Origin of the sequence: Ideonella lacteola (genome assembly GCF_038066555.1) — a bacterium.
In the GTDB taxonomy this organism is placed as follows: Bacteria; Pseudomonadota; Gammaproteobacteria; order Burkholderiales; family Burkholderiaceae_C; genus Ideonella; species Ideonella lacteola.
This window is the reverse complement of sequence record NZ_JBBUTG010000002.1, coordinates 394849-409919: the sequence shown is the minus strand read 5'-3', so window position 1 is coordinate 409919 and position 15071 is coordinate 394849. Positions and strand designations below refer to the sequence as shown.

General features: G+C 67.9%; 12 protein-coding genes. 7 read left to right on the top strand and 5 right to left on the bottom strand.

Annotated features, from left to right (window positions below; translation table 11 throughout):
• The first annotated feature begins 72 nt into the window (after positions 1-72).
• Positions 73-1155: a DUF748 domain-containing protein gene (locus AACH06_RS05365; RefSeq protein ID WP_341424594.1), complete on the top strand. Its 1083-nt coding sequence runs from the start codon at positions 73-75 to the stop codon at positions 1153-1155.
• A 27-nt stretch (positions 1156-1182) separates the two neighbouring features.
• Here the strand turns inward: AACH06_RS05365 and AACH06_RS05360 are convergent, their stop codons facing one another.
• Positions 1183-3060: a PAS domain-containing hybrid sensor histidine kinase/response regulator gene (locus AACH06_RS05360; RefSeq protein ID WP_479723918.1), complete on the bottom strand. Its 1878-nt coding sequence runs from the start codon at positions 3058-3060 to the stop codon at positions 1183-1185.
• 401 nt (positions 3061-3461) lie between these two features.
• Here AACH06_RS05360 and AACH06_RS05355 point away from each other — a divergent pair, with 401 nt between their 5' ends.
• The 4 genes from AACH06_RS05355 (at position 3462) to AACH06_RS05340 (ending at position 8426) form a co-directional block, all read left to right on the top strand.
• Positions 3462-4796 (top strand): M20/M25/M40 family metallo-hydrolase, encoded by a 1335-nt coding sequence (locus AACH06_RS05355; protein WP_341424592.1) that lies wholly within the window; start codon positions 3462-3464, stop codon positions 4794-4796.
• Between the two features lie 216 nt (positions 4797-5012).
• Entirely contained in the window at positions 5013-7436 is a 2424-nt protein-coding gene (locus AACH06_RS05350) for a YgiQ family radical SAM protein (RefSeq protein ID WP_341424692.1), read from the top strand.
• A gap of 350 nt (positions 7437-7786) precedes the next feature.
• Positions 7787-8074 carry a hypothetical protein gene (locus AACH06_RS05345; protein WP_341424591.1) on the top strand — a complete coding sequence of 96 codons (288 nt, stop codon included), beginning with the start codon at positions 7787-7789 and terminating at the stop codon, positions 8072-8074.
• On the top strand, positions 8064-8426 hold the full coding sequence (locus AACH06_RS05340) for a hypothetical protein (RefSeq protein ID WP_341424590.1): 363 nt from the start codon (positions 8064-8066) through the stop codon (positions 8424-8426). Before AACH06_RS05345 ends, AACH06_RS05340 begins: the two co-directional genes overlap by 11 nt.
• Positions 8427-8460: 34 nt before the next feature.
• On the opposite strand, the gene ftrA is transcribed toward AACH06_RS05340, so the two are convergent.
• Positions 8461-9420, bottom strand: a complete 960-nt coding sequence (gene ftrA / locus AACH06_RS05335) for a transcriptional regulator FtrA (RefSeq protein ID WP_341424589.1) — start codon at positions 9418-9420, stop codon at positions 8461-8463.
• Between the two features lie 118 nt (positions 9421-9538).
• Between ftrA and AACH06_RS05330 the strand changes: the two genes are divergently transcribed.
• Complete coding sequence (locus AACH06_RS05330) at positions 9539-9976, top strand: rhodanese-like domain-containing protein (RefSeq protein WP_341424588.1); 438 nt, start codon at positions 9539-9541, stop codon at positions 9974-9976.
• Positions 9977-10035: 59 nt separating this feature from the next.
• On the top strand, positions 10036-10491 hold the full coding sequence (locus AACH06_RS05325; protein WP_341424587.1) for a GNAT family N-acetyltransferase: 456 nt from the start codon (positions 10036-10038) through the stop codon (positions 10489-10491).
• A 104-nt stretch (positions 10492-10595) separates the two neighbouring features.
• On the opposite strand, the gene AACH06_RS05320 is transcribed toward AACH06_RS05325, so the two are convergent.
• Genes AACH06_RS05320 through AACH06_RS05310 form a run of 3 tightly spaced genes read right to left on the bottom strand, consistent with a single transcriptional unit; the run spans position 10596 to position 14987 of the window.
• Entirely contained in the window at positions 10596-12659 is a 2064-nt protein-coding gene (locus AACH06_RS05320) for an alpha/beta hydrolase family protein (RefSeq protein ID WP_341424586.1), read from the bottom strand.
• A gap of 43 nt (positions 12660-12702) precedes the next feature.
• The gene (locus AACH06_RS05315) at positions 12703-14361 is read right to left on the bottom strand and encodes a S10 family peptidase (RefSeq protein WP_341424585.1); all 1659 of its coding nucleotides are present in this window, start codon (positions 14359-14361) and stop codon (positions 12703-12705) included.
• Positions 14362-14414: 53 nt separating this feature from the next.
• Positions 14415-14987 carry a GNAT family N-acetyltransferase gene (locus AACH06_RS05310; RefSeq protein ID WP_341424584.1) on the bottom strand — a complete coding sequence of 191 codons (573 nt, stop codon included), beginning with the start codon at positions 14985-14987 and terminating at the stop codon, positions 14415-14417.
• Between the last annotated feature and the right edge of the window lie 84 nt (positions 14988-15071).

Sequence of the window (15071 nt, the reverse complement as noted above, 5' to 3'; positions counted from 1 at the left end):
GGCGTGACGATTCTCGCCGTGAGCGTGCGAATGCGCGGCGCTGGGGGCTTCGGGCCGCAGGACAATCTGACCATGTTCCATCGCAGAAAGACGCTTCTTGTCGCCGCCGCCATGCTGCTCGCCGGTGTGGTCGCGGCCTACCACCTGGCTGTTCTGAGGCTCAACGGCGCGCTGATGTCGGCGCTCGGCCCCCGGGCCAGCGTAGGGGCCATCGAGCTGGGCTGGTCGGGCATCACGGTGCGCGACCTGCGCATCGGCGCCGCACCGGGCTGGCCGGCTGATGAAGAGCTGCACGCCAGGCGCGTGCACGTGCGCCCGGATCTGTCCAGCCTGTTCGGCGGCTGGCGTGTGCAACGCATCGAGATCGACGAGGCGCGGGTGGTGCTGCTGCGCCGGCGCGACGGCAAGCTCAGCGTGCTGCCCGGCGTGCTCGATCAACCCAAGCCGACGGCGCCCGCAGCGCCCAGCGCGCCGGCACCTGCGGCGCCACTGCGCATCGTGGTCGACCACCTGCAGCTGAAGCAGGTGCTGGTCGATCTGTACGACGCCAGCCTGCCGCAGCAGCGGGCGCCGCACCACGTGCAACTGGCCGATCTGAATGCCACACTCGATCACCTGGTGGCGCCCTCGTTCGATGAGCCACTGGCGATCACCCTGACCGCATTGCTGAAGGGGCCCACGCAAGACGGCCGCCTGGCCGTTGATGGCGACCTGACACCCGCCACCCGAGAGGCCGATCTGAAGATCCGTCTGCAAGGCGCCGACCTGCTCGCGCTGCAGCCCTACTTGTTGAAGGTCGCCGACAGCGGCATCAAAAAGGGATTGCTCGATCTGTCGCTCGATGCGAAGGTCCAGCACCAACAGTTGCGCGCCCCCGGCGAGGTGGTGATCACCGGCCTGCAATTGGCCAGTGGGGCTGGCGTGATGGACCGATTCGCCGGGCTCTCTCGCCAGGCGGTGCTGGCGGGCCTGGAGCGCCAGGGCCGCATCGACATGAAATTCACGCTCGAAGGGCGGCTCGACGACCCTTCGTTCTCGATCAACGACAGCCTCGCCCGCCGCTTCGCGAGCGGCCTGGCGGAATCGCTGGGTGTCAGCGTCTCGGGCGTCGTCGAAGGGGTGAGTGACATGGTCAAGGGCCTGTTCGGCCGCTGAATGCGTGGGTGCCCGCAGGGCGCCGCTTCAGCGACCGATCAGCTCCGAGGCCCGCGTGACCACGGCGAGCAACTGGTCAAGCTCGATGGGTTTGGTCAGGTGCTCGTCAAAGCCGGCTTCGCGGGTTCGCTCGCGGTCGCCGCGCTGGCCGTGACCGGTCATCGCGACGATGCACATCGGCTGGGGCCTCTGCTGCCTCAGCGCCCCGATGATTTCGAACCCGTCGCGGCCGGGCAGGTTCAGGTCGAGCAGCACCAGCGTGGGGGCCACCTCCTGCCCCAGCCGCAACGCATCGTCCGCATCGTAGGCTCCGTAGGCCTCGTACCCGAGCTGGTCGAGCAGCATCACCATCGAATCGGCCGAATCGCGGTTGTCGTCCACCACCAGCACGCGCAGGTAATGGGGGCGTGGCGCGGCCTGGCCCAACGTGGCGTCGGCCAGAGGCTCGGACGGCTGGCATGGCAAGGCCAACTCGAACATGGCCCCGCGACCTCGCCCTTCGCTGTGGGCCGTCAGGGCACCGCCGTGCAGCTCGGCCATCGTCCGGGCCAGGGTCAGGCCGATGCCCAAGCTGCTGTCGGAAGGATCGCGCGCCCCGGCGTCCTCCTGTTCGAAGAGACCAAAGATGCGCTCGAGAGACCCCGCCGCGATGCCCTGGCCGTTGTCACGGACCTGGGTGATGCAGCGAGCCCCGTCGCGTCGCGTGGTGATCGACACCTCCCCGCCAGGCGGCGTGTAGCGGGCGGCGTTGACGAGCAGGTTGTGCAGCACCTGCGCCAGGCGGGTGGCATCGCCACGCACATGCAGGCCCTCAGGCGCCTCGACCCGAAGCCGATGGTGCTTCGCATCCATCAGCGGCTGGACGGCATCGGCGCTGGACAGCACGATTTCCCGCAGGTCCAGCTCATCGTGGTGCAACGACAACTTGCCGGTGACGATGCGGCCCACGTCCAACAGGTCGTCGACGAGCCGCGCCAGGTGCAAGGCCTGGCGATCGGCCATGCCCGCCAGCTTGCGGACGGGCTCGGGAAGATCGGGCTGCATCCGAATGACGCTGACGGCATTGCGAATGGGCGCCAGCGGGTTGCGCAGCTCGTGCGCCAGCACGGCAATGAACTCATTCATCCGGCGGCAGGCCTGCTCGAGCTCGAGCAAGCGGCGCTGCGGTGAAAGATCTCGCGTGACCTTGGCAAAGCCGCGGTGAATGCCCTCGGCACCCCACAGCGGGGTGATCACGACATGCGTCCAGTAGAGGCTGCCATCTTTGCGGCGGCGCTGGCCCTCGAACTCGGCCCTGCCAGTGGACAAGGCCAACGCCAGCTCCGCCGCCGGCAATCCCGCTGCCGCATCAGCGTCGCTGAAGAACATGGAAAAGTGTCGGGCCAGGACTTCGCTGGCGCTGTAGCCGGAGATGGCAGCGGCCCCGGCGTTCCAGGTGAGCACATGCCCTTCGGGGTCGAGCATGTAGAGCGCATAGTCCTTCACCCCCTCGACCAACAGGCGGAACTGCTCTTCGCTGCGGCGCAGCACTTCGCCCTGCAGGCGCCGTTCGGTGAGATCGCGGGTGACCTTGCCGTAGCCTTTGAGCTGCCCGTCGTGATCACGCAATGCGGTGATGACCACGCTGGCCCAGAAGCGCGTGCCGTCCTGACGCAGGCGCCAGCCTTCGTCCTCGATGCGGCCATGCAGCGCAGCCAGACGAAGCTCTTCTGCGGGCCAGCCGGAAGCCACCTTGTCGGCCGGGTAAAAGCGCTCGAACGAGTGGCCGATGATCTCGGCGGGCCGATACCCCTTGATGCGTTGCGCCCCGGCGTTCCACGTGACGACGCGCCCCTGCGGGTCGAGCATGAAGATCGCGTAGTCGGTCACGCTGTCGACCAGCAGCCGAAAGCTCTCCTCCGACATCGGTGGCACCTCCGATGCCGCGCTCTCGGTCGGGGTCTGATCGGCGGCCGGGATGGAGATCGTGGCGGGGTTCAAGGGCTGCTGGGGGCTGTCACGTTGTCGCAGAAGCACCGCCAGAGACGGCGGGACGTTGTCCGCGCATTTTCGGGCGTGGCAGACGCCGCGGCAAACCGCGTTCCCGGCCCTTCGCTTCGGGCGCGAACGCCAAGGGCATGAAAGCGTCGCACGTGGTGCGAACGATCATCGCCACCGAGCAGAGCCGGCCGGCATGCACCTGTTGTTCACATGAGGATTGTTGAGTGCGCCACCGCGTGGCGCGCCGCGGCGCACTGTAAGGTCTGCCGCCTTGGCCGCACCTGCCCCTTCTGCTGCGCGGCCGCATATTCCTGCAGGAGACCCTTTTGACCACCGCCGCACGACGCCCCGCTGACGCCGCCTATCGTTCGATCCGCCCTCTCCACCACCTGCGCCCTGTTCATCGCCTGGCCGCAGCGGCCGCGCTGCTGCTGAGCGGGGCCGCCGCCACCCACGCTGCGCCGGTGTGGGTTTCAATGGACGAGGCCGCCTTCCAGGTGCTGCAAGCCCAGCGCATCGCCCACACCGAGGTGGAGCGCCATGCGCTGCCCGCTTCAACAGAGCGCCTCAGCCGCCCGGGCCATGAGGCGCTGGTCATTCTGCAAGCCGAAGAAGACGACCTGGCCCGCCTCTCACTCGCGGCACACCAGGCTTTGCACCGCTGCGGCGGCTTCATGGTGCACGAGTCCCGGCAAGAGGCCCGCCAGGCGGTGGCCGCGGCCGATCGCCACCTGCGCCAGGGCCGCATGGCCACCCAGGCGACGGTGCCGGACTACCGATTGAACGACCAGTCCAAAGTGAACCCGCTGCTGCCCCAGCTGAAGGAAAGCGAGATCCTCGCGACGATCTCCAAGCTGCAGTCCTACACCAACCGTTATTACCGCCACAACGTGGGCGCGCGTGCGTCCAACGAGCTGGCCGACAGCTGGCGAGCCCTCGCTCCTGGGCGCACCGATGTGACGGTGAGCCAGTTCAACCACCCGAATTTCGTGCAGAAGTCGGTCATTCTCGAGATCCGCGGCACGGTGGCACCGGAGGAGATCATCGTCATCGGCGGTCACCTCGATTCGATCACCCCGCAGGCCGTGCTGCGGCCAGGCGGTCGCGCGCCCGGCGCGGATGACGACGCCTCCGGCATCGCCACGCTGCAAGAAGTGATGCGGGTGCTGCTGCAAAGCGGCTACAAGCCCGAGCGGACGATCCAGTTCATCGGCTATGCCGGCGAAGAGGCCGGCCTGCTCGGCTCGAAGGACATCGCCAAGGCCTACGCCGCCCAGGGGCGCAATGTGATGGGCGCGCTTCAGTTGGACATGACCGACTACAAGGGTTCCAGCAGCGACATCACCCTCATCACCGATTACACCAACGCCCCTCAGGACGATTTCGTGGCGGCGCTGGCCGCCGGCTATCTGCCTGAGCTGAAGGTGGTGCGCGATGTGTGCGGCTATGCCTGCTCGGACCACGCCTCATGGACAGCCAACGGCTACGCCGCATCGTTCCCCTTCGAGGCCGCCTTTGGCGAAGACAACCCGCGCATCCACACCACGAAGGACACGCTCAGCCAGATCGGCAACTCGGCCGCGCACGCTCTGAAGTTCGCCCGCCTGGCGCTGGCCTACGCGGTCGAGCTGGGCAGCGATCACGGCCCCGCCGCGCCCTGAACCATCGCGCCGGCCCGACGGGCCGGCCGCGAGCACCCGGCGGGCGCCTGCGGGGTTTTTCCCGCTCCGGGGCGAGGCCGCAAGCCCTTGAAGATGGCGGGGCGGCGGCAAGCCAGGGACAATAGCCGGTTGGCGCCGCCCGGCGCCCGGCTCGCCGGCCGTGCATTCCGGCGGCCGTCTGACAGGGCCCCGCCCGTGACCACGACCAACGCCACCCTGCGCCCCGCTGCGCCCACCACGTCCGACGCCCCGCGCGCCAAAGCGCCCTCGCCGAAGCCGATCACGGCCTACCGGCCCTATTGGGCCAAACGTTTCGGCACGGCGCCGTTCCTGCCGATGAGCCGTGCCGAGATGGACAAGCTCGGCTGGGATTCGTGCGACATCATCATCGTCACCGGCGACGCTTACGTCGACCACCCCAGCTTCGGCATGGCGGTGATCGGGCGCACGCTGGAGGCCCAAGGCTTCCGGGTGGGCATCATCGCGCAACCAGATTGGCAATCGGCCGATCCATTCAAGGCGCTTGGCAAGCCCAACCTGTTCTTCGGCGTGACCGCCGGCAACATGGATTCGATGATCAACCGGTACACCGCCGACCGGAAGATCCGCAGCGACGATGCCTACACGCCGGGCAACGTGGGCGGCAAGCGGCCCGACCGCGCCAGCCTCGTCTACGCTCAGCGCTGCAAGGAAGCCTACAACGACGTGCCCATCGTTCTCGGTGGCATCGAAGGCAGCTTGCGCCGCATCGCACACTACGACTACTGGCAGGACAAGGTCCGCCGATCGATCCTCGTCGATGCCAAGGCCGACCTGCTGCTGTACGGCAACGCCGAGCGGGCCATCATCGAAATCGCGCACCGGCTGGCGGCACGCGAACCGGTCGAGCGCATCACCGATGTTCGCGGCACCGCCTTCATCCGCCGGCACGACGATCCCACCGCTGCCGGCTGGTTCGAGATCGATTCGACCGAGGTCGACATGCCGGGCCGGATCGACGACCACATCAACCCCTACGGCTGGGATACCTCGGGCGGCGACTGCGCCCGCGAGGCCGGGGGCGCCGCGCCGCCAGCGGCCGAGGCAGCGCCTGCGTCCAGCGAAACCCCCGCCCCGGCGGTGGTGGCGATGCCGACGAGCCGACGAGCCGCCCACAGCGGCCGCATCGTGATGCCGCCGCGCGAAAAGACGGTCATCCGGCTGCCCAGCTATGAGCAGGTCAAGAGCGACCCCGTGCTCTATGCGCACGCCAACCGGGTGCTGCACCTCGAAACCAACCCTGGCAACGCCCGCGCGCTGGTGCAGCGCCACGGCGAGGGCAAGACCGCGCGCGAGGTGTGGATCAACCCACCGCCCATCCCGCTGACCACCGCCGAGATGGACCATGTGTTCGACCTGCCTTACGCCCGCTCGCCGCACCCGGCCTACGCAGACGACAAGGGCGGCCACGACGGCGCGACCAAGATCCCCGCGTGGGAAATGATCCGATTCAGCGTCAACATCATGCGCGGCTGCTTCGGTGGCTGCACCTTCTGCTCGATCACCGAGCACGAAGGTCGGATCATCCAGAGCCGCTCCGAAGACTCGGTGATCCGCGAGATCGAAGACATCCGCGACAAGGTCAAGGGCTTCACCGGCGTCATCTCGGATCTGGGTGGCCCGACGGCCAACATGTACCGCCTGGCCTGCAAGAGCCCGGAGATCGAGGCCGCCTGCCGCAAGCCCAGCTGTGTCTACCCCGGCATCTGCCCCAACCTCAACACCGACCACGCACCGTTGGTGAAGATGTACCGCCGGGCGCGTGCGCTCAAGGGCGTCAAGAAGATCCTCATCGGCTCAGGACTGCGGTACGACCTGGCGGTGAAGTCGCCCGAGTACGTGAAGGAACTGGTGCAGCACCACGTGGGCGGCTACCTGAAGATCGCGCCCGAGCACACCGAGAACGGCCCGCTGTCGAAGATGATGAAGCCGGGCATCGGCGCCTACGACCAGTTCAAGGCGATGTTCGAGAAGTACAGCGCCGAGGCCGGCAAAGAGCAGTTCCTCATCCCGTATTTCATCGCGGCGCACCCAGGCACCAGCGATGAGGACATGATGAACCTCGCGCTCTGGCTCAAGCGCAACGGCTTCCGTGCCGACCAGGTGCAGACCTTCTACCCCAGCCCCATGGCCACGGCCACCGCGATGTACCACAGCGGCCGCAACCCGCTCAAGGGCATCCACCGCGATCCCAAGCGCGGCGGCGAGACGGTGGACATCGTCCGCGGCGAGCGCCGCCGGCGGCTGCACAAGGCGTTCCTGCGCTACCACGACCCCAACAACTGGCCGCTGCTGCGCGAGGCGCTGAAAGACATGGGCCGTGCCGACCTCATCGGCAACGGCAAGCACCACCTCATCCCGACCTGGCAGCCCGCCACCGACGGCAGCTACCAGAGCGCCCGCCGCACCAACTCGACGCCGGCACCATCGGCGAAGAAGGGCGTCGCGACGAAAAGTACCGCGCCGGTGAAGGGGCGCATCCTGACCCAGCACACAGGCCTGCCGCCACGGGACAACGGCAGTCGGCCCGCCAGGCCGAACGCTGAAGGCCGACCGGCGAGACCCGGCGCCACCGCTGCACGCAAGGCGCGCGCTCGCTAGTGCACGACTACTCCGCCGTGGTGCTCGCAGCGCGGGCCCCACTCCGGCGGACAGGCGTGTGCGAGATCGCCACAGAGTTGCCGTCCGGCTCCCTCCCGGCACGGCTCATCGCGGCTGAGGCGACGCTCTGACTTTTCCTCAGGCAGGTGGCCCTCACGCCCACGATGACCGAGCCGGTCGGAAAATCGCTTCGCCTCATCGCAGAGGTCCGATTGAGCGCAGGGGAGGCGCCACATCGAGCAAGATGCCGTATCGCTGGCTTGTCCTGACGGCATGCACATTGGGCCGCCCCGACAATCACGTCGAGACCGCCCTCGCGTTGGTCTCGACGTCCACCGGGAGGAGCTGTCATGGATGTGGGGGTTCTGCAGATAGTTGTCCCAGCCGTGGTCCTGGTGATCGTGGCGTGGCTGGCCCTCGGTCAACCCCGCCCGAAGATCGCCAGAATCGGCAGCGGAGCTTTGTGGCGCATCGCCGTCGTGAAGGAAGCCGGTCAGCCGGACCGGGTGGCCCTTAATCGGGGTTGTGACCACCGAATCGAACCGCACGAAGCGTTCGCACTGGCCACCCTGTTGGACGAGGCCGCCCGGCTGTGCGAGGCGCCTTCGAACGCCGAGAGCCCTCCCGATGACGACTGATGCGCTGCAACCCCATCCGGTGGGGGTGCTGCTGGCCATCGCATGCCTGTCCGGCCTGATCCTCATCGGAGTGCTGCTGCGCCGGCAAAGTCGCAGCAAGGTCGCGAAGCAGGATCAGCGGGTGCAGCGTGTGGGCTCGCTCCAGGCCGTCCGCCGTGCTGACCATTCGCGACTGATCGCACTACGTATCGACGTCCACGTGGTGGAGGCCGTGCGCAGCGGAGAGCGCCGAATCCAGATCACTGTGGCGCGCAACGGCGCTACCGTGAGCCTCGACAGCGCGTCGGTCGGCGATGCCAGGAGCCTGGCTGACCGCCTCCGGAAGGCCGCAGCGCGTTGCGGCGCCACATAGAACCCGGTTGCTGAGTCGACGACGGTGCGCCTCCTCAGGCGCTCCGCTCCGCGAACTGCCGCCGATAAGTCGCCGGGCTGACGCCGGTGATCTGCCGAAAGTGCCGGCGGAACGATTCTTCGGAGCCGAAGCCGGTGCGCTCGGCGATGTCGGCCATGGGTCGGCGTGAGCCTTCAAGCAGTTCACGCGCCGCCGCCACGCGCTCGCGCGTGACCCACGCCAAGGGTGTCATGCCTGCCGTCTCCTGAAACTGCCGCTGAAGCGTTCGCACGCTCACGGCCGCGCGCTTGGCCATCGAGGCGGGCGTGTGCGCTTGCGCGGGATGCGCCCGCACCCAGTCCATCAGCCGCGACAAACGCGCTGCCTCGTCCAACGGCATCGGCCTGGGCACGAACTGCGCCTGGTCGCCCAGGCGATGCGGTGGTATGACCAGCCGCTGAGCCACTTGGTTCGCCACCTTGGCACCGTGGTCGCGGCGCACCAGGTGCAGCAGCATGTCGAGGCCGGCCGCCGAGCCGGCCGACGTCAGCACCTGGCCCTCGTCGACGTAGAGCTCGTTCGGGCGCACGTCGATCGTCGGATGGCGCTCGCGCAGCTTGTCGGCATAGCGCCAGTGCGTCGTGGCTGCCCGGCCATCCAGCACACCTGCCGCAGCCAGCACAAAGACGCCAGAGCAGATGCTGGCCAGCCGTGCCCCCCTGTCATGCGCGCGGCGCAGCGCGCGCAGCAAAGGCTCGGGCGGCGGCACATCGGCACCACGCCAGCCGGGGATGACGATGGTGTCGGCCCGGGCCAGCATCGCCAGCCCATGCGGCGCAACCACCTGGATGCCCCCCGCTGCCTTCAAGGGCCCACGCTCCGACGCGCACACCGCGAAGCGATACCAATCGACGCCCAGTTCCGGCCGTTCGAGCGAGAACATCTCGACCACGCAGCCGAACTCGAAGGTGCACAAGCCGTCGTAGGCGAGCGCCACAACGCAGTGATCTTTCATTTCGCGAGGTGATCCTTCATGTCGCAATCTTACCGATACATGTCGCTGCGGCCACTGTGATCAGGCCGGCTTCGTTTCGACAATGCCATCACCACTCAACCAACGGAGCCCTCCCGCCATGACCACCGCCGTCACCGCCATCGACCCGGCTGCCTCGGACGAAGCCCTGGCCCATTTCGAAGCGGCAATGCGATTCGAAACCGACTGCTGGGACGTCCACGACGCCATGACTCAAGGTGCCGACTTCGTGTTGCTCGACATGCGAAGCGCCGAGCTCTACGCCCGCGGCCATGTGCCCGGCGCCATCCATTGGCCCCACGGCAAACTCACCGAGGGCAAGCTCGCGGGCTACCCCGCGGACACGATCTTCGTTGTCTACTGTGCAGGCCCGCACTGCAACGGCGGCCACCGCGGCGCGATCCGCCTGGCGCGCCTGGGACGCCCGGTCAAGCTGATGATCGGCGGGATCACAGGCTGGCTGGACGAAGGCTTCACCCTGGCCACCGGCAATGAGCCCGGCAGTGTGCTGGCTGGCGCCGGGCGGGCGCCCGGATGATGTCTGGGCTCAATGCTCGCCGTGCGACGGCGGTTGATGCCCCAGAGCTGCTGAGGCTGATGCGCGCGCTGGCGGTATTTGAAGGGTACGCCGATCGCTTTGCGGTGACCGAGGACGCCTTGCTCTCCAGAGGACTCAATGCCGCGGATGATGCAGGTGAGATGGCTGGGGCGATCGGCGTGGCCGGCGCGCCGCAGTTCACCGCCTTCGTCACCGAAGCAGGGCGCGATCATCGCAGCCTGTCGGGCATGGCCGTGGTCGTCGAGCGATCGTTCACCTTCGATCTTCGGCCCTCGCTGCTCCTCAAGGAACTGTACGTGGACACGGCCTCGCGCGGCCAAGGCGTTGGATCAGCGCTCATGGAGGTGGTGCTGGAGCATGCCCGCGCACGCAACGCGAGCGAACTCGTCTGGGACGTGCTGCCCGACAACGAGTCCGCCAAGGCGTTCTACCGGCGATGCGGTGGCGCACCTGTCACCGCGTGGGAACGATGGTCGTGGCGGCCGAGCGCGTGATCGCTTGGTACCGTGGCGCCGCAGTTCGCTGGCTGCCGATGCTGGAGCCGTCCGACCATCTGTGCCCACGCGGCACCGCGACCGACGCCCGCCTCCGCTTGCCCTCAACGAGTTGGCGATAAAGGGGGTGACACGCCCCCCGTTGCCGGGGCAGGCGTTCCGATGTGCTCCGCCAGAAACGCCTCCATCTCGCGGAAGAACTGAGTGCGGTGTGCCTGGTGGCTCAGGTGGTGGTCGCCGTCTTCCTGGACGATGAAACGGTAGCGCTTGCCGGCGCCCTTGAGGGCGTTGGCCATCATCTCGCCTTGCTCGAATGGGACGCTGCGGTCGAGGGTGCCGTGAATCAGCAGGACGGGGGCCTGGATCTGCGACACCAGCCGGCGCGGGGACGTGGCCTTGAGCCGGTCGCGGTCGGACCAGGCCGAGCCCACCATCTTCTCGAAGACCGCCGAACCGCCGGCGAAGTGGCGCTGGTGGGCGGCCAGCTCGATCAGGTCGGACACGCCAGCGAAGCTGAGCACGCACCGATACAGGTCTGGCGTCTTGGCCGCGCCCATCAGCGCCGCATAGCCGCCGTAGCTGGCGCCCACCACGCAGATGCGGCGGGGGTCGGCGGTCCCGCGGTCGATCGCCCACTGCACTGCATCGCTCAGGTCGTCCTGCATCTCCAGGCCCCAGCGTTGGAGCCCGGCCGCCATGTGCTCATGCCCCAAACCCGAGGAACCCCGAAAGTTCACCTGCAGCACCGCATAGCCGCGGTCGGCCAGAAACTGCACCCATGGGTCGAAGTCGAACGAGTCAACGCTGATCGGGCCGCCATGCGGCATCAGCACCATCGGCAGGCGGTTCGGCGCTTGGCCCAGGGGCAATGTCAGCAGCAGAGGGATTTCCATGCCGTCGCGCGCCCGCAGCACATCGCCGCGCTTGCGTGGCAGTGACCGGCCGGACAGGGCGGGATAGGCATCTGCCAGCAAGGTCAGTTCGCCGCGCTCACGCGAGCCGAGCAGGAACTGGTCGGGCACACCATTGCCGCTCGAATGCAGCAGGTAGCGCGAGCCGTCGGCGCTGAACTGCATGATCCGGTTGTGGCGCTCCGGCAAGGCCTGGTCGATTCCGCGTGCCAACTGCCGGTAACCCGCGTCCCAGAAGCCTTCACCCGACGACCCGAACACACCGGTGACGATCCCCACGGCGGCGCCGGTCTTGGGGTCGTGCATCAATTCTCCGCCCACATCGAAGTCCTGGTCGCTGAGCAGCAGTTTGCGCGGCAACGAAGGGTCAACGAGATCGACCGAGAAGATCGCTCGCCGGCCTTCGTGATCGGCCTCGACGAACAACTGGTTCGGGTCGGCGCCGAAGCCCAGGGGCTCGACCGCGCCGCGTTCGAACAAGCGGTACTTCCACGCGGTGCGCCAGCGGGTGCCATCCGGGTCGCAGACCAGCACTTCCATGTCGAGGCCGTCGCGCCGGATGCCCACGCGAACCCGGTGCGACCGATCGGTGAGCCACTGCTCGACGCCACGTCGCCCCCAATGCACCGCCTGCCGGCGGCCGGTCGTCACGTTGACCTTGAAGACGCTGGGTTCGGCGATGCTGTCTTCGTCGATCTCCATCAACACGTGCTGACCGTCCTCAGGCAACCAATCGATCACCCGATCCTGGAACTGGGCCGGCATGTCGGAGGAGGCGAATCCAGAGCGCCGAACCAGATTCACCGGGTCGCCACCGTCACGGTGGATGGAGATCAGGCGCGTTTCAGAGACATCCGTCCAGCCGCGCTGGCTGGGGTAGACGATGCTGACGAGCACGCGTTCATCGTTGGCCCATCGGATCCAGCGGAACCGGAATTGTTTGTTGTCCGTTCGAAGCAGCGGCTGCAACTTCTGGCCGCCCGACACCTCGCGCACGGCCAGCACCGTGGCATCGCCACTGTTGACGAGCGCGGCAAAGCGGCGGCCGTCCGGCGACAGCGCCATCGACGAGATCAGTGGCAGGTTCGCGAAGGCTTCCAGCGGCAGCGGCGGCGCCGGCGCCACCACAGCCGAAGCCGCAGGTTCGGCGGCCCGCGCGCTCTGGTGCAAGCTCAGCGGCAACCCCAGTTGAAGCCCCAGCGCCAAGCCCCAGGCCACCGCCACCCAGCCACGCCGGCGGCCGATTGTTGTCGTCATCATCGATACCCCCCGCCCCGCGCCGCATCCCCGCGGCGAAACCTCAATCGGGCAGATTGTCGGTTCCGCGAATGAAGCGCGCCACGTCGTCGTGCAGGCGCTTCAGCGACGCCGGATCGTCGTACATCATGTGCCCCGCCGGGTAGTGCTTGACCTCGATGTTGGCGCGCAGTTCGGGCGGCAGCGGCAGGTGATCGAGCTCGAATTCGGCAGCGTGGAAGGTGGTGGCCAGGTCGTAGTAGCCGGCGTACATCTGCACCTTCAGGCGCGGATTGGCCTTCATCGCAAAGGCCAGGTCAGGCATCACGTTCACGGTTTGCGACAGCGGCATGTCGACATGGGGCGGCTTGTGCTTCCAATCCCAATGGCGCCACACCTCGATGCCGGGCTTGTAGGTCAGGTCGGTACCAAACTTCAGCGTCGCGCGCAGGTAGTGGTTCATCGCGGCCACGTAAGCGGGCCCGATGGCCACCGACTGCGGATCGTAGTCGGCCTCCTGGCTGGTGCGGTCGAGCGCGGGCCCGGCGTAGCGGGTGTCGAAGCGGCCGACGATCTTGCCCTCGTCTTCCAGCAGGCGCTGCGAGAACATGCCGCCATTGACGCGCAGGTTGGCCTGGTCCAGGTAAGCCGGCTTCAACCCGGTGTAGCGCGCCAATTGGGCGAGCACCTCCTGGCGCCGCCCCGCTGCAAGGCCACTGCCCGCCTGCAGGGCGCTCAGGTAGTCACCCAGCGCGAATCGCTTCACCTCGTCCACCAGCGACTCCAGAGAACTCGTCTCCCGCGGGAAGGCCGGCAGGCGGCGGTGATACCACGCGGTCGCGGCGAAGGTGGGCAACGCCAGCGCATAGGGCAGGTCGATACCGGGGTTGAACTGGGCCTCGTCGATCGACAGGCCGAAGTTCAGCACCTGCGACAGCAGCATCACGCCGTTCAGGTCGATCTCTTCTTCCCCCTGCAGATGCGCGGCCAGCACCGCACTGCGGGTGGTGCCGTAGCTCTCCCCGAACAGATACTTCGGCGCGTTCCACAGCTGGTGGCGGGTGAGGAACTTGTGGATGAACCGGGCGAAGGCCCGCGCATCCTGGTCGACACCGAAGAACTCCTTTTCCATCTCCTTCTGCTGTTCGCGCTCTTTCTCCTTGTCCTTGTCGACAGCCACCACACGACCGAAGCCGGTGCCGGGCGCGTCGATGAAGACCAGATCGCTGACATCGAGCAGCGAGAACTCGTTGTCGACCAGCTGATAGGGCGCCGCCGGACCGCGCTGGCCATTGGCGGTGAGCACACGCTGGGGGCCAAATGCACCCATGTGCAGCCACAGCGTCGCCGAGCCCGGCCCGCCGTTGTACAGGAAGGTGACCGGACGCACCGCCCCGGCCGATCCGCGCTTGAAGTAGGCCACGTACGACATCGTGGCGCCGGGCTCGTCCTTGCTGTCTTCGATGCTCAGCAAACCGGCGATCGCGCGGTACTCGATGCGCTGGCCACCGATCTGCACACTGCCCTGCGTCTCGCGCTGGCGTTCACGCAGCCGCGGGTCGAGCGCGGGCGGCGTGCGCAGGTCGGCGTCATCGGCGGACGAGGCCGACGAGGCTGCGCGAGAGGATGATTCGGCGGGCTTGCCCGCGGCGGCGGCGATCGGCGCCAGGGCAGACAGCACGAGGCCGAGAACGAAGCGACGGTGCAGCAGCGAAACAGGCATGGGACCAGGACCGGCTTGGATGGGAGGCCGGCATCATCGCGCAGTTGTCGCCGTCAATAACTCGGTGATGGCGATGCCGGCCGAATCTCCTGCGGCATGCCCGACTGAAGCGGAAAGACCGCCTGCACCATCTGCGGCCCATCGGGGTGTGGCCGTGTGGTGGCGCCCAGACCGCGCATCAGCACCAGCATGCGGCGGTTCTCGGGCAACACGTCGCCCACCAGGGCGTGCAGGCCCTGGCCCCGGGCGTGACGCGCCAGCCGGTCCATCAGCGTGCGGCCCAGCCCCAGGCTCTGCCAATCGTCGGCCACCGCGATGGCGAACTCGGCTTCAGTGGGTGCATCGGCCAGGCGGACGTATCGCGCATCGGCCACGATGCGCCGCGGCTCGGCGGGCGCATCGGCCACGGCCACCAAAGCCACATGGTCGCGGTGGTCGATCTCCGTCATCTGCCGCAACATCGCCGGACTGAGTTGGCGCAGGCCCACGTGGAACCGAAAGTGGCGCGCAGCGAGCGACAAGCCCGCGACGAACGCCTGCTCGGCCTCGGCATCCTGTGGCTGGATGGGGCGCAGCAGCACGTTGCGCCGCCCCGGCAGGGCCACGCGCTCCGCATGCGGCCCCATGGGCGCCCCAACAGGGCCGGGCAGAGATGGGCGGCGACATGCATCGGCGGGCCACCTTTCGTTCAGCAGCCCGCACGGCTCGGG

Coding starts and splice junctions, on each gene's coding strand:
- AACH06_RS05310 (WP_341424584.1), bottom strand. CDS start 14,987: ATGGGGCCGCATGCGGAGCGCGTGGCCCTGCCGGGGCGGCGCAACGTG.
- AACH06_RS05340 (WP_341424590.1), top strand. CDS start 8,064: ATGACGACTGATGCGCTGCAACCCCATCCGGTGGGGGTGCTGCTGGCC.
- AACH06_RS05315 (WP_341424585.1), bottom strand. CDS start 14,361: ATGCCTGTTTCGCTGCTGCACCGTCGCTTCGTTCTCGGCCTCGTGCTG.
- ftrA (WP_341424589.1), bottom strand. CDS start 9,420: ATGAAAGATCACTGCGTTGTGGCGCTCGCCTACGACGGCTTGTGCACC.
- AACH06_RS05365 (WP_341424594.1), top strand. CDS start 73: ATGTTCCATCGCAGAAAGACGCTTCTTGTCGCCGCCGCCATGCTGCTC.
- AACH06_RS05320 (WP_341424586.1), bottom strand. CDS start 12,659: ATGACGACAACAATCGGCCGCCGGCGTGGCTGGGTGGCGGTGGCCTGG.
- AACH06_RS05360 (WP_479723918.1), bottom strand. CDS start 3,060: ATGTCGGAGGAGAGCTTTCGGCTGCTGGTCGACAGCGTGACCGACTAC.
- AACH06_RS05345 (WP_341424591.1), top strand. CDS start 7,787: ATGGATGTGGGGGTTCTGCAGATAGTTGTCCCAGCCGTGGTCCTGGTG.
- AACH06_RS05330 (WP_341424588.1), top strand. CDS start 9,539: ATGACCACCGCCGTCACCGCCATCGACCCGGCTGCCTCGGACGAAGCC.
- AACH06_RS05325 (WP_341424587.1), top strand. CDS start 10,036: ATGCGCGCGCTGGCGGTATTTGAAGGGTACGCCGATCGCTTTGCGGTG.